We start from the raw sequence: 14034 nt of genomic DNA, 5'->3' as shown, positions 1-14034 counted from the left end.
CCCTCTTAAAACTCTGTGTAACTCTGTGATAACCTCTGTGAAACTCTGTGTTAAGGACATTCTTATTAGTGCAATTCGTGTAATTAGTGGATAGATTAAAAAAACAAAAGGAGAAAAAAATGAATATATTAGACATATTTAAAAAAACATCAACAACCATCTTAACCCAAACTAAAATTGAGGAAGAAAAACCTCTTTGGTCAGCTAAAATCACACCTTCAGAGATGGCTTTAGCTCTATATAATGCCCATAATGGCAGATTAAAACACCTTAACAGCTTATACGACAGACTCTACAATCTCGATGATAACCTGGCTGGAGACACTGATGTCAGAGTTGAAGCTCTTAAATCAGCTTCTTACACTCTCCCTGAAGAACTCACTCAACAGCAAAAAGACTTCTTTACTTCCTTCCTGGATAACTTCTTCACGGTCCTCATAGATCAGGCAACTGATCTTAAGCTTACAGGTTCTCTCTTTCGCCAGATTGCCTTTAAGCTGGAAAACAACCTTTACACCATAGACAAGTTCATAGAATACAAAAACCTCGATTTAAGGGCTGAAAAATCTGAATTGGTCCTGTATGTCGAAGATGAGAAGAAAAGCCTCTCAGATGACCGATTTGTGCGTCTCTATCAAAATTATTCTGTCTATGAGTCTATCATCAAATATTATACTTTCTTTTCCTTTGCTCTCAACAACTGGGCTTCCTTTGTCGAAACTTATGGAAAACCTATCAGAATTGGTAAGTATAAACCGGGTTCAACCCCGGAAGAAAAGAACTTACTCAAGTCTATGGTAAAGAATCTTGGTACAGATTTAGGTGCTGTTATCTCTGAGAATACTCTCATCGAGTTCGCAGACTTCAAAAATGCTTCAGCTAATGCTAATCTCTACTCAACTCTTTTAGATTTCTGTAAAAAATCTATCTCTAAAAGAATCCTTGGCCAAACCCTCACCACTAATACAGAAAAGACAGGATCCTATGCTCAAGCTAAGGTTCATAACATGGTCAGACAAGATATCCTTCAATCTGATATCAGAGACTGCTCTAAGTATATCTCTCACATCTGCTCCAGGTTAAACAGACTTAACTTCCAAGCCTCTAATATCAAAATCACTCTCTCACTCCCGGAACATATTGATCTAACTACCAAAATTGGTATCGATACACAACTAAACAATATCATTGATATTGAACCTGATTACTGGTACACCACTTATGGCATCCCTGTACCAAAGTCTGGTGCAAAACTAAAGGAGGTTAACACACAACAATCCCCTTTTTTTAATTCCCCTCAAAGGAGGGGTGCCTTCGAAGAAGGTGGGGTGGTTCCTTCAGATCCCCTTCGTGCCTTCGTGCCTTCGTGTGAGGTCTCTTCAAAGTCCCCTTCATCTGATTTAGCAGCTTCCCTCAAACAGCTCCAAAAAATCAAATCTCAAATCAATCAAGCTAAATCATTCAAAGATATAGCAAATATGGCATACCCTAAAGGACTATATCTTACCTTTGCTAATGAGATGTATCAAACCCTTCTTAAAGAATACTATCAGCTAAGAAAAGCGTCGCTAAAGAAAAAAGCAAAAGGTATGGTTCTTAACTCTCCTCTTCGTGCCTTCGTGCCTTCGTGTGAGGTCTCTTCAAAGTCCCCTTCAGGGGATTTAGTAGCTAACTGGGAACGTGGGCTTCCAGCCCGCACAGGCAGTTCAACTGACTGTATATCTTCAAAGTCCCCTTCAGGGGATTTAGGGGCTGACTTCAACTTCGAAATAGACTGGACCCTGGAAGACACCAAAGCACTCCATGCTTTCCGAGCTGAAACCTTTATCGTAGCAGGAGTAACTTCTGATACAATGCTTGATATGATTAAGTCCGAAGCTGAAAAAGCCTTTACTCAAGGTACTACCTTTCAAGAGTTTCAGGAAAACCTCAAGCTAAATGGCTTTGAACCTGATAATCCTTATCACCTAAGAACTAACTTCAACCAGGCTATTAAATCAGCTCGTGCGGCCGCAGACTGGAAAGATATCCAGGACTCTAAAGAAATCTTCCCTTATCTCCGTTATGTTACTATGCAAGATGATGCTGTCAGAGATGAACATAGAGCCTTAGATGGTATAGTCAGACATGTAGATGATCCTTTCTGGGATGACTATTATCCTCCTAATGGCTGGGGTTGTCGTTGTGATAAAGAACAAATTACTGAAGAAGAAGCAAACGGAGACCCGGGACTCAAGAGAGATGTCCCTCCTGATTCTAATGTTAAAGAAGAATTCAAACGCAATGTAGGCAAAGACAACTCTCTCTTTGGTGACTGGTTAGGCTGTGAAGATGCTAAAAACATATCTGTCCTTTATCCTGAAATGTCTATCAGAAGCAAGCGTTTACATATCTACAACTCAGGTAAAAAGCACTGTCCTAACCTCTATACTAAATCATACAAAGATTTAGATCTACAGGACTTCAAGGAAAAACCAAACAATAAGCAACCTGAAGAATATAAAACTAAAGGTACAACTAAAAAAGAAAAACTACAAGAATACTCTGATTATCTTGGTAATCGTACTATTAAGGACTCAGAGGATACTCCTGTTTTCTTAAATAAAAAAGCAGATAAAAATCTAAAAGATAGATCCTTAGAGGAAATATCAGCCAGATTAAAGTATCTGAATTGTATTGATGATGTTATTAAAAATCCTGATGAAATATGGATGCACAGTGAGAATGGAGCTAAAGAGTTAAGAACCTATTATCTTAAAAAATATAGTAAAAGCGTATGTGTCATAACTTTCGTTGATAGTCAGGGAAATCTTGAATACTTCAACTTCTTCCCAGCTGAAGATAGATACATTGATAAACAAAGAAAAGGCTTCTTAATCAAGTAGCTAAATAAGTAAAAAGGGAGCACATCGTGTTCCCTTTTTGTGATCTAAGTGATACCTTATCATATCATAGTTTCCGCTTTGATCAAACGAGGATTAAGCTCTCTCTCCACTTCAATGTTGATATTAAGACGCTACCACGCCACGAATCAACAAACGCCGCTTCCAGGTTAGCCCTTTCCGTCAAGGGGCTCGTAGTCTGCTTATCCAACTCCAGCCGTCCACACCAATCAAACAAGGATTAAGCTCTCTCGGTGCTTCTATTTACATATTATTCATTTACCTGCTTTTAGCAAGTAATTTAATTCGTGTACTTACTAGTTCACCACAAATATTATTGATTAATAACAATAATTTTTTTCGATTTATTATCGAATTTATAATATAAAGGATTTAATGTCTGCAATTTTCCTAATTTTAAACTTTTATCAAAGAACAAGATTTCTTTTCCTGTTCTGCTTTCATAAGCGGTATGTTTAAATGAGAATTCACTGGAAGGTAAATTAGAGTATAAGTGTCTTATCGCATCTACATTATCATAAGACACAATCCAATTCAGAAAAGAAATTTCTTTAATTCTTTCTGCTAAGATAGAATGGTCACCTTTCTTATAGTGGTTCATGTATAATGTGCTACCTTTTTGATAATAAGGAGGATCAAAATAAATAAGTCCATCAGATTCATGCATTATTGAGTCCTGTTGCAATAAATCCATAACATCAAGATTAGTTAAAGATATATGATCTTTATATTCAGCTATTTTCTTGATTTTATCAATCAAAGAAGTCTTATTAAATCTGCAATCCATTTTGTAGTTACCTGTTTGATCTAGACCTCCGATAACTCCTGCTTTAATTATACCAGATCTGTTAGTTCTGTTTAAATAGAGGGTAGAATACCCTAGCTCTAACAAACCTACATTATTTTTGTTTTCTTGTATTTTTTTCTGAACTTTCCAATAATCAACATTTATTGGGCAGAATTTGATTAAATCGCATAATACATCTGTATGATTCAATATTGAATACCAAAGAGCATATATTGATCTATCTTTATCATTAATGGTGATTTTCTCAACAAACCCTTCAATTAGTAAGAACAATGCTACTGAACCACCACCCGCAAAAGGCTCGATGTAATGGGAATGGATGCCATTATCTACGCATAGCTGTCCAATGAAAGCAGAAAGCCTATTCTTACCACCTGGATAGCGTAAAGGAGAATAATACATTACTATCTGTGGACCGTTAAAACTAAAAATTCTTGTAGTAATGGGAACAGGTAGTCAAAAAAGCAAACTAATCTTTCTCTAGTTATTGCATAAGTTTGTTCACTGTGCATATAAATATTTAAAGTATCAATTGAGTAATCGTTTTCTGGTCTTAATAAACCGTTAATAATTTTAGTGACTTTTTTATTTTTTTTTTTTAACGTTCTTATATATACTAACCTGTCTTTTAATCCTATATATGATAAATCTGTTTTGTTGTGCTTTGAAAGGAGTCCTGAGTCTAGATTCTCCCTTATTAAGTAATCTAAAACAACTAATTCAAATAAAACTCTGAGTGAGATAGCTATAATATTTTCTCTCCCTTGGATAGGACATCCTTTTAGTTCATTAAACAAGTCTTGAATTCTAGCATTACCAGTATTAACAGTAACGTTTTCGGGAACTAATCTATTTCTCTTAGTATTGTTTAGTAAGGGTGAACGTTTACTTTCTTTATGAACATGTTCGTTTTTGCTAAATTTTTGCTCGTTAGTCTGTTCTTCTTCTTCAATAGTCTCCTCAAAAGTTTCAATAATCTCATCACCAAAAACAATATCTTCAAAAATATTAAGTGTATATTGTGAATTCTTAATAGAAAGATCTATTGAAGGTAAGCTATCCAGAATCTCTTCAATGTGTGTAGTTATAGTTCTTGTGTCGATTTTAATTAGTTCATTATTTTTAGAAATAACTCTTCTCAACAACTCTGCATATGAAATAATAAAATCTACAAAGTTATATATTCTTATATTGGGACCATCAAACTTTATCCCCCACCTATCTTGGACAATTGATGAATCGTAAAATCTTTCAATTATACTAACTGGAAAATTTCTTGATTGCATTATTGAGATTTCCTCGTGAGATAACACTTCTTGCATAAGCTCTGTATTAATAAGCTTATTAAATGCATTTATCCTGAGTACTCTTAAAATTTCTGAAGTTGACAACTGAGCAGTTTTTCTTATGAGATTTAAATCATTGTTAACATCCTTTGCTAACTCAGCTACCCACCTACATTGCTGTAATTTTGTCCAAGATTGCTTTATAGTAGAAATATTGTTTCTCTGCCCTATATACCATTGAGCATCACTTAGTGATGGAGATACAATTACTTTAATTTTCTTAATCGAATCACGGTTAATTTTTTTTGAAGCTGCTGAAATGTAACTCCTTATACTCTTTGGAGCAAATTTTGGATTTCTTAGTAGTTTTAAAGCTAGGACTCTTCGATTACCTTCAGCTACATAATATTTATCATTATTTTTGTATTTAAATACTACAATCGGTTCAATATTTACAAATCCATTTTGTATTATTGATTGAATAAGGTTAAAGAAACTACTTTTATCAATCTTACTTTCAGAAATACATTTTGCAAAATCACGAGTTGTTTCAAGATCGGTTTCATCAAATCTAGGGTTATTGGGCCATAACCTCAAGTTATCGACTGTTAAAGTTATTCTTTTGTCATACCAATCTTCATTTGCTTGTACCATAAGAACTCCTATTTTTTTTCAAAAATTATAATCCATTTTAAATCTGTCAAGAAAATTTATTTTTACGTATTGTTTTATTAACATTTCATTATAAAATTCTTTGTAATAATACGATATTGACTCATTTCTCTTATAATCATTCGAACAAGAACTTTTTTTTAGTAACTATTATATTAGCAAGTTTTTATCAAAACCACTTCATATACCCCTTTATTAAAGAGGCATAGGGAGTAGCTTATTTATTCTTCCCCCTCATCATCTTCCACAAGTTCATTATAGAGTTCTTCACTGATTGGAGCAAGAAGACCTCCTCCCTTTTCATTTAGGCCGGCAGTAGTTTTGTATAAGACCCTATCTTCTTCAATGCAATAGTTTATAATCATTTTGGCTGAATATTTGTAAGATAATACACTTCCATTTTCCATCAAATCTTCATATATGGTGTCAAAGGAATCTCCAAACTTATCTTTCATTATGTTTAATAGTTCTTTTTTCACTAGCTCTTTATGTTTAGCATCCACCACTTCAAAGTACTTATAATTCATCTCTTTCTCCTCTTAATTCGTGTAATTCGTTTTAATTCGCGTTAATTCGTGTGAAGGTCTTCTTCTTCTTCGTGCCTTCGTGTCTTCGTGTGAGCCTCTTCTGTCGGACGGTGGAGATTCTCTCCGCCATTCTTCTCTTTTTCCTTCTTATCTAAATAATAAGCAAACAGATTTCTAATAAAAGGGTCCTTAATCCCATGAGTATAAGCTTTCTTTTTAAATAGCTTTTCATTGTGATAATAATCTTGCCAGTCTTCAGGAGTAGCTTCAGCTATTAGTCTTTCTTTCTTTTTCTCCCAGGCAATTTGTGACTTTCTTTCTTCCGGACTTATTTCAGGATCAGCTTCTCCTCTCTCAATCCTCTTTGCTTTCTCAAACTCAGCTTTCTGCTGATCAAGTTTCTTCTGGTAAGCATACCATTCTTGCAAATATCCCTCAAATTTACTACTAAACAAAGTTTTAGGTCGCAAGTAAGGAGTAAACTTCTCATCTCCCAACCACTGTTTTGTTTTAATAAATATCACCTTTCTAAAGTCTTCAGGACTAAAGCCATCATTCAACCTGGCTCTAATTAAGGCCTTTGTCTCTGTAGTATTCCAGCGATAAAGCTTCCCTGCCTTTTGGTTAAGCTCTTCCACTATCTGTTTATATATACCCGCATTTATCCCCCTCTTCTCAAAGTCCCCTTTAGGGGATTTAGTGGCTTCTTCTTTCTTCTTCAACCTCTGCAGAAATTGCAGGGTCTTGACTTCCAGGATTTCAAGCCCTACAATCTCTTTCAATTCATTATATATCAGGTTAATCTTCTCTTTGGTGGTCATAGTCATTAGTCCTTATTCATCATCACTACAAATTATCCTATCTCCACAAAACGGACAAAATAACATTTCCTCAGCAATAATTTTCTTGTCTCCACCGTATCTTAGTACTTGAAACGGAACAAAATAATTGCGGTTTCTCATGTAAATATAAGGATATGAAACAGTGAATATTGGATCTCCAACGGGCCTTTTATCTTCAATTTCCCATATATTCTTAATACGATTTTCAAAGCAATTACACATTTGATGTTTCCTCACTCTTCTCCTATTAGTACCAGTCAGGTCTTTCACAGCTTGTTTCTTCATGTTTAATTTCTTTAGTTTTTAAGCATTTTTCACAGTAAAACCTATCTACTTTAGTGTAATTATAATTTCGATTACCTCTATACTCAGAGAACTTGTTTGACTCCATGAATACCCACTTGTGCACACATTGTTTTTTATTTTCATTCATTCTTTTCTCCTATTCGTGTTAATTCGTTATAATTCGTGCTAATTAGTGTAAAAGTCTTCTTCTTCAACTCTTCTTAAATCTCCAAATATCAGCCACTCTTGCTTCAGATAAAAAGAACTCCCCGGCCACTATCCTAAAGCAGTCTTTTAATCGAAAGCCACTACCTTTAAGCTCTTCAATCCTTGCTCTTATTTTCTTATACTTCGTATTCACTTCTTTTTTCTCCAGTAGTACACATAGTGATAAAGTTCTACATTGCCTGCCACAGCTTTACGAACCTGCTTCTGATGCTCCAAAAAACAGCGCCTGAGGGCACAAAACTTCTTTCTCTTAGCATTGCACCATTGTTCCTGACAAAGAGGCACCATGCACCCCACACGCTTTTTTTCCGGATTCATTTGCCCTCCTCACTGGCAACCCATTCTTCACTTTTACTTTCTTTTTTCTTCTTAATGACGGGAGTTGCTCACGGAGTAGCGACTTCCGACAACTGATCTTCTTCTTAATGACGGGAGTTGCTCACGGAGTAGCGACTTCCGACAACTGATCTTCTTCTTCGTGTTTTCGTGTGAGTCTCTTACAGTGCTGAAAAATTCAAAGTAATAGACTTCCAGCTCCCATCATCTTGTTTTTCTTTGAAGTTAAAATATCTCTTAGTAGAATCAATCCTGATAGCTTCAGAAATTAGATCCATTGCTTCTTGCCATTCCAGGTGTTCGATTTTCAATGTTCTAAGGGATAGAATCTGTTTAACATCAACATTGCCCTTCTTATCTACATTAAAGGCTTTATTTATCAGCATCACAATCTCTTTGCCTGCATTCTTCACTAAGCTTTTTATATAAGTATCAATCTTAGATTTAGCAATCTGTAGCTTATTATCGAAGCTAATTTTATCACTAATACTCACATCAATTCTATATTTCTCAGCAAAGTCCATAATCACGGCATTGCCTTTCCACTTCTCATTATGTTTATGAGCTAATGAATCTAAGTAATCATCCACCATTTTTGCCAGTTTGCTTTTGAATGAAGTTAAATCACTTACCAGCTTATCAACATCACTAAAGACTTCAGTTACCAGCTTGTCTCTATTCTGATCATCTTTATCTATATACCTGATTGGTACTTCATAGCCATCAGGATTTATCCATAATTTAGTTCTTCCATCAACTATTACTTCTGCCATTCTTTACTCCTTTTTTTATCTATCTAATGACGGGAGTTGCTCACGGAGTAGCGACTTCCGACAACTGTCTTCTTCTTAATGACGGGAGTTGCTCACGGAGTAGCGACTTCCGACAACTGTCTTCTTCTTAATGACGGGAGTTGCTCACGGAGTAGCGACTTCCGACAACTGGAGTGCTTTCTTTCATAAACTAACCTCCAATCTCTGTTATTGTCTTAGTTAAACCTACATGAGTAACTGTGTTACACCAGGTATGCCTCATAATCCACTGATTAACAACTTCATAAGAAGTAGCTATAATATCAACAGAAGCAGACTCTCCATCACCACCTCTATAATCAACTGTCCATATCTGCCTGGCTCTCTGATTAACTCTTTTTATATCATCATCTCTCATCATTTTCTCCTTCTTAAAATCTCTACGAAACTCCCCTTAGGAAAAGTGTCCTCTGTGTTAAGGGCCTTTAATTCCCCTCTTTGGAGGGGTGCCTTCGAAGAAGGCGGGGTGGTTTCTTCTTCGTGTTTTCGTGCCTTCGTGTGAGACTCTTCAATTTCCTCTTCAAATCTTCTCTGCTTATCTCTTATCACCTCATTAACCTTATCTAATTCCATATCCTGGAAGTAGAGAGCTAATTTATAGTTAAGATCTTTCCCGGAACAATTAAAGTAACCTTTCATGTTATCCATAAACTGCTCTACAAACACATCTTTCAAGGTCTTAGAATTCTCTTTTTCCTTAACTCTTATCTCTTTTACCTTCTCACTAAGCTCTTGTTGTGATAGTTCTTCAGCTTGTTTTAACCACTCCTCCTGGACCACATAATCCGCATCTTTAATCAAAGGGTGAATAGTGTTTAATCTATCCAAACCAATCTCTTTAACTGTTTCAAAATCAATATTTAGAGCTTTTACATAGTAGTCATAAATCTTAACTAACTTGTTACACACTCCAATTGACAGGTTATGCTCAATCTCTACAAAATCTCTGAAGTTTTTATAACCTTTAATCTTGAATATGCGTTTGCTCTTTATCTCAGAAAGTATCTCTCCCAGGCTAATAAAGTCTTCTTCTAACCTGCCTTTCATTACTTCAACAGCCTTAAATCTCTCTTCTGGTGTCATCATCTCTTCTGTCGGACGGTGGAGATTCTCTCCGCCATTAAATTCGCTTCTTCCAAATAATTCTCTACTCATTGTTTTCTCCTTCTTAATTCGTGTTAATTTGTCTTAAATTCGTGTTAATTCGTGTGAAAGTCTTCATTTCTCTACTCTCTTCTCGGTGTTTTCAGTGTTTTCGGTGGCTACACTCTCTTTCTTCAAGTAATACTTCAACATCGCTATCATTCCTCTTTTCTGCTCATCATTAAGCACATTCCAATGAGTGGTATGATACTTCTTAACCATATACTTCTGGACCCGGAACCAATCCCAACCAATCTCCTTCATCAGGTGCCAAGCATATCGTCCTTGCTTATCAAGATATCCGATTGAGTATTTTTCCAGTTGTCTCTTGAGCTCGTCTGGAGCATCAGGAGAATATTCGCCTCTTACAATACCCAAGACTGTCTGTAATTGCTGTATTGTGAGTAGTCTTAATGATCTGCCAAAACCCCAGCTCTCAAGAACATCATGAAACTCAACAGAGTCCCAACCGTGGGTTCTTTTGGCAGTAATCATGATTTGTATTCTTAGCGTTTTCATATAGGCTATTTGCTTGGATGATAAACCCTTGTCCTTTACTGATGTTCTCATGATATCCTCCTATTTTCAACATATTGATATCTAACTGCAAATTGTTCATGCGTTTTCTTCTCAATTTTGCCCATCGAGACAAGAGTATCCAAAGCTCCAATAGCTTGTTCTAGTCTACAGTCCATAGCCTCAACTACTTCAGAAGCAGTAAATAAACCCTTTCCCCTGACAAGTTCTACCACTTCATCAAGATGAAGATATCTATCTGGCTTATTACTTTTTTCACACTCTGGAGCTTTAACATATCCTCTTCTTTCTATCCGATAAACAGTCCTGGTAGAAACACCCAATTTCTCAGCCTTTTCCTCAACCTCTTCTTGTCGGACGGTGGAGATTCTCTCCGCCCTCTTATCAAAGTCCCCTTTAGGGGATTTAGGGGCTCTTAACACCGCCCTATACCTCTGTGGACTAACAGAAGCACCTGTCTTTTCAAGCTCTCCATTCTCCAACAGTTTATGTAATATCCGAAATGCTGAAGTCTTAGGAACATCTGTATTCTCATGAACTTCCTGAAGTGAAAATGCTGTTCGCATCTGATAAATATAGTTTTTTATTGTTTTCTCTTGTGCTAGTGACATTTATCCTACCTGAATTCTATTGAATATTTCTTAATTTCATTGAAGTCTATTAGTGCTAAATTATACTGATTAGCTACACTTTCACAAAGTTTTATGTATCTCTCTAATGCGTGCAAACTGCCACCCATTTTAGCTATCATCATCTTATATACACCTGGAGTAGCTTCTACTTCCATACTGGAGGTAATGACTCCAACTATATCTTCTTGTGATGGTATCTCAAAGTTGCACCAATTCGTTACTCTTCCTGAATAGTGTGAGTCATACTTCTCAATTTTCTGCCTGGTATTTTCTTCTCCAATCAGAACAATCTTAGCTTCAGCAGTATCTCTAAAGTCTCTCATGATTTCCAAAATATCCCAGGCCCTGCGTTTTATCGCATTATTAACCTCATCAACAAAGAATACTAAAGGAAGCTGACCTTGATTAGCTCTGATATAGTTAATCTCTTGCCATATATCGATACTCTTTTTAACCAGGGTAGAAGCATGTCCGCTTGCATGAATATGAGAACCGGTGTACAGGTAATGAAGTCTCTGATAAATCTCCATTGCGAATGATCTACCGCTTTCTACACTCTGAATCCTGTAATATCCCCAATCTTTCTGAGCGAAATTCTTCTTAGCATACTGACTCTTACCTGTCCCGGTATAGCCGTATAATACTACTAAATCACCTGATTTTGTCCTGCACACTTCCTTTAATACATTCTGTGCTTTCTTTACATTTTGTGTTGAATACAATACACTTTTCATATCTTCTCCTTTATCTTTATTATTAACTGGGAACGCGGATGACCACATCCGCTCTTAACTCCCCTCTTAATCCTGAAAGGATGCTAAAGAGGGGTGGATGCGAAGCAGACGGGGCCTTTCTTAATTCCCCTCTTTGGAGGGGTGGCTTCGAAGAAGACGGGGTGGTCTCTTCTCCTGTCGGACGGTGGACAGCTTGTCCGCCATTCTTCAAAGTCCCCTTTAGGGGATTTAGGGGCTTCAATTCGTCCCCATCTGTCTTAAAATTTCCTCTATACTATTATCTTCTTTCTCTTCTTCCATATTCTCATTTATCTTCTGCATTAACTGCTTAATCCTCTCATTCTCAACTTCTTCACTATCAGCATCATCTTCAAAAATATTCTGCTTAGCCATAGCAATATCATCTTCAGTAATTGTGATTTCATCTTCAGGAATTAGTTTAATAGCATGTTGAGAATTGTTATTTGGTGAAGGTAAAAGCATCTTATCACCTTGTTTAATCTTATCTTGTTTTTTATCCTGGATAAATACAGTATCAGAAGTAGCTTCAAGCATTATCCTATTTCTGGCAACATTACCGCCTGCTTCATTAATTGCAGCATAAACAGACATCATAATCTTCTCTTGGTGTCGTGCTTCGATATAAGCACCCATATCATCACCAACCTGAAGTCCTGGGTAAACTATCATTGCTGGTTGTTGAAAAATCTCACCATATTCAGTCCCAATAGTAACTTCCTTTATATTCTTCTCATCATAGTAAGCGTTAACATTCTTGCCCTCTAAGGCCCTAAAACTTGGATGCCAGTATAATATCCCATTAACATTTATTCGCCCTCTACTCACCATATATGGGTTTGGATAAGCAAATTTAGTTATCCTCTCTAATTCCTCTAAAGGAAGAGTCTTGTGTTCTACCTGTGAATATGCTTCTTGTGGTGAAAGTGTATCTCCTCGGCCATTAACTAAACATCCTCTTTTCCTGTTATTCCATACCTGAATAAACCTCTGAAGCAGTTCATCATATTGCTCCCAGGTAGGTATATACTTGCCGTATCTTTTCATTAAGACAGCATTGGTAAGCTTATACACTTCAGGTCTGTTTTGAATGTTATTACCTATCCAAACAGGGAATATCTTCTCAAACATTGATAAACAATAACCCCAAAATGGCTCAATACTCTTTGATTCAGGATTACCCGGTATCGTGAATGAATAAGAAATACCCAAATTAGCATATAATCCCTTATCTCCCTTGCTTAGCATCTCTTTAGCTCTCTTTACAGCAGGAGTTAATCTTTTCTTACCTGCATAAGCTAAAGGAACAAAATCAGCATTCTTATAAGCAGGTCCGTTATCTAATCTAATCTCATCAGGTAACCCGCCTTTCAATATGGCATATCTTAACGAAGTCCTGACAACATTACGATTCTCTGATAAGGTCAAAGTACCATCCAATATAAAACCTGTTCCTACATCATACCAAACCATCAGCTGAGGTCTCACTAAGTATCTAAACTCTGATTTATGAGCATAAAATGGGGAATAAACCACATTATTCAGCTTATGTCCGTCACTCTCTACTATCTGCCCGGGTAAAGCATTATTGATTCTCTTTACATGAACCCTTAAATTGTCCTTGGACCACTTCTTACCTTTCATCAAAGCCAACTTAGCCTTATCAGACCTGATCTTATTTACTATATTAGTGAGAGTTCTTACACTTATTGGAAGTTCTTCTCCCATTAAAGCAGCACCTTCACTTAATACTCTGTATATCTCACTAGCAGGAAAATCTTTATAACTAATAGCATAATTCTCTATATCTTGCTCTAATTTGCTACTAACAAGACTCTTTCTTCCTACCTTACCTTTTTTATTATCTAATAAACTAACCGGGTAAGTGTTATTACCACTGTCTCTCCAAGCTTTCTCCCATTTCTTAATAGTCTTGATACTCACAGAAATAGCACCTAATCGCTTTAATATTCCGGGTAATAATTCATGATTGCTTAACTTAATCTCAAATTGCTTGCAGGCTTCAGTCATCGAAGTCCCAATAGCCTTGGCCATCTTCCGATAATTATAATATTCTTCTATAATACTCTTACGAGCCCAAGCTACATCCTTATCATCCTTGCAATGAAGCTCGAACTCCTTCTTCTCCTGGTGCAACAGAGTAGCTAAATCATTATTATTAACCATTACTTCAGCTCTCCACCGAGCCACAACCTCATTAGAAAACCCCGAAACCTCTATCAATGCCCTCTGCTTACTCAATTTATCAGG

The 14034-nt window shown here is 36.3% G+C and carries 14 protein-coding genes; 1 reads left to right on the top strand and 13 read right to left on the bottom strand.

The genetic code is table 11. From position 1 onward, the window contains the following. Positions 1 to 119: 119 nt before the first annotated feature. A complete protein-coding gene (locus tag JEY82_RS18805) occupies positions 120 to 2885 on the top strand; it encodes a DUF935 family protein (protein ID WP_304088629.1) in 2766 nt (921 codons plus the stop codon). A gap of 331 nt (positions 2886 to 3216) precedes the next feature. Here the strand turns inward: JEY82_RS18805 and JEY82_RS18800 are convergent, their stop codons facing one another. The 13 genes from JEY82_RS18800 to JEY82_RS18740 form a co-directional block, all read right to left on the bottom strand. After that, positions 3217 to 4113: a DNA adenine methylase gene (locus JEY82_RS18800; RefSeq protein ID WP_304088626.1), complete on the bottom strand. Its 897-nt coding sequence runs from the start codon at positions 4111 to 4113 to the stop codon at positions 3217 to 3219. Positions 4114 to 4115: 2 nt separating this feature from the next. Next, complete coding sequence (locus tag JEY82_RS18795) at positions 4116 to 5651, bottom strand: ParB N-terminal domain-containing protein (protein WP_304088623.1); 1536 nt, start codon at positions 5649 to 5651, stop codon at positions 4116 to 4118. Between the two features lie 239 nt (positions 5652 to 5890). Beyond that, the gene (locus JEY82_RS18790) at positions 5891 to 6196 is read right to left on the bottom strand and encodes a hypothetical protein (RefSeq protein ID WP_304088620.1); all 306 of its coding nucleotides are present in this window, start codon (positions 6194 to 6196) and stop codon (positions 5891 to 5893) included. Positions 6197 to 6237: 41 nt separating this feature from the next. After that, positions 6238 to 7017, bottom strand: a complete 780-nt coding sequence (locus JEY82_RS18785; protein WP_304088618.1) for a conserved phage C-terminal domain-containing protein — start codon at positions 7015 to 7017, stop codon at positions 6238 to 6240. 12 nt (positions 7018 to 7029) lie between these two features. Further along, entirely contained in the window at positions 7030 to 7323 is a 294-nt protein-coding gene (locus JEY82_RS18780) for a hypothetical protein (protein ID WP_304088615.1), read from the bottom strand. A 357-nt stretch (positions 7324 to 7680) separates the two neighbouring features. After that, positions 7681 to 7869: a hypothetical protein gene (locus tag JEY82_RS18775; protein WP_304088613.1), complete on the bottom strand. Its 189-nt coding sequence runs from the start codon at positions 7867 to 7869 to the stop codon at positions 7681 to 7683. Between the two features lie 179 nt (positions 7870 to 8048). Continuing rightward, on the bottom strand, positions 8049 to 8660 hold the full coding sequence (locus tag JEY82_RS18770) for a DUF3164 family protein (protein WP_304088610.1): 612 nt from the start codon (positions 8658 to 8660) through the stop codon (positions 8049 to 8051). Positions 8661 to 8850: 190 nt separating this feature from the next. Continuing rightward, positions 8851 to 9057 (bottom strand): hypothetical protein, encoded by a 207-nt coding sequence (locus tag JEY82_RS18765; RefSeq protein ID WP_304088608.1) that lies wholly within the window; start codon positions 9055 to 9057, stop codon positions 8851 to 8853. Then, positions 9057 to 9854, bottom strand: a complete 798-nt coding sequence (locus JEY82_RS18760) for a hypothetical protein (RefSeq protein ID WP_304088605.1) — start codon at positions 9852 to 9854, stop codon at positions 9057 to 9059. Before JEY82_RS18760 ends, JEY82_RS18765 begins: the two co-directional genes overlap by 1 nt. Positions 9855 to 9917: 63 nt before the next feature. After that, positions 9918 to 10412: a hypothetical protein gene (locus tag JEY82_RS18755; RefSeq protein ID WP_304088603.1), complete on the bottom strand. Its 495-nt coding sequence runs from the start codon at positions 10410 to 10412 to the stop codon at positions 9918 to 9920. Then, on the bottom strand, positions 10409 to 10990 hold the full coding sequence (locus tag JEY82_RS18750) for a helix-turn-helix domain-containing protein (RefSeq protein ID WP_304088600.1): 582 nt from the start codon (positions 10988 to 10990) through the stop codon (positions 10409 to 10411). Before JEY82_RS18750 ends, JEY82_RS18755 begins: the two co-directional genes overlap by 4 nt. A gap of 5 nt (positions 10991 to 10995) precedes the next feature. After that, on the bottom strand, positions 10996 to 11745 hold the full coding sequence (locus JEY82_RS18745; protein ID WP_304088597.1) for an AAA family ATPase: 750 nt from the start codon (positions 11743 to 11745) through the stop codon (positions 10996 to 10998). A 237-nt stretch (positions 11746 to 11982) separates the two neighbouring features. After that, a partial coding sequence (locus JEY82_RS18740) for a Mu transposase C-terminal domain-containing protein (RefSeq protein ID WP_304088594.1) occupies positions 11983 to 14034 on the bottom strand: 2052 nt, incomplete at its 5' end.

It is taken from the genome of Maridesulfovibrio ferrireducens (genome assembly GCF_016342405.1).
GTDB classification, from domain to species: domain Bacteria; phylum Desulfobacterota; class Desulfovibrionia; order Desulfovibrionales; family Desulfovibrionaceae; genus Maridesulfovibrio; species Maridesulfovibrio ferrireducens_A.
The sequence above is the reverse complement of the archived record's forward strand: the minus strand, read 5'-3'. Positions and strand labels throughout refer to the sequence as shown.

What these genes read in the sequence shown, in the direction of transcription:
- JEY82_RS18805 (WP_304088629.1), top strand. Translation starts at nt 120, where the DNA reads ATGAATATATTAGACATATTTAAAAAAACATCAACAACCATCTTAACC.
- JEY82_RS18800 (WP_304088626.1), bottom strand. Translation starts at nt 4,113, where the DNA reads ATGTATTATTCTCCTTTACGCTATCCAGGTGGTAAGAATAGGCTTTCT.
- JEY82_RS18795 (WP_304088623.1), bottom strand. Translation starts at nt 5,651, where the DNA reads ATGGTACAAGCAAATGAAGATTGGTATGACAAAAGAATAACTTTAACA.
- JEY82_RS18790 (WP_304088620.1), bottom strand. Translation starts at nt 6,196, where the DNA reads ATGAATTATAAGTACTTTGAAGTGGTGGATGCTAAACATAAAGAGCTA.
- JEY82_RS18785 (WP_304088618.1), bottom strand. Translation starts at nt 7,017, where the DNA reads ATGACCACCAAAGAGAAGATTAACCTGATATATAATGAATTGAAAGAG.
- JEY82_RS18780 (WP_304088615.1), bottom strand. Translation starts at nt 7,323, where the DNA reads ATGAAGAAACAAGCTGTGAAAGACCTGACTGGTACTAATAGGAGAAGA.
- JEY82_RS18775 (WP_304088613.1), bottom strand. Translation starts at nt 7,869, where the DNA reads ATGAATCCGGAAAAAAAGCGTGTGGGGTGCATGGTGCCTCTTTGTCAG.
- JEY82_RS18770 (WP_304088610.1), bottom strand. Translation starts at nt 8,660, where the DNA reads ATGGCAGAAGTAATAGTTGATGGAAGAACTAAATTATGGATAAATCCT.
- JEY82_RS18765 (WP_304088608.1), bottom strand. Translation starts at nt 9,057, where the DNA reads ATGAGAGATGATGATATAAAAAGAGTTAATCAGAGAGCCAGGCAGATA.
- JEY82_RS18760 (WP_304088605.1), bottom strand. Translation starts at nt 9,854, where the DNA reads ATGAGTAGAGAATTATTTGGAAGAAGCGAATTTAATGGCGGAGAGAAT.
- JEY82_RS18755 (WP_304088603.1), bottom strand. Translation starts at nt 10,412, where the DNA reads ATGAGAACATCAGTAAAGGACAAGGGTTTATCATCCAAGCAAATAGCC.
- JEY82_RS18750 (WP_304088600.1), bottom strand. Translation starts at nt 10,990, where the DNA reads ATGTCACTAGCACAAGAGAAAACAATAAAAAACTATATTTATCAGATG.
- JEY82_RS18745 (WP_304088597.1), bottom strand. Translation starts at nt 11,745, where the DNA reads ATGAAAAGTGTATTGTATTCAACACAAAATGTAAAGAAAGCACAGAAT.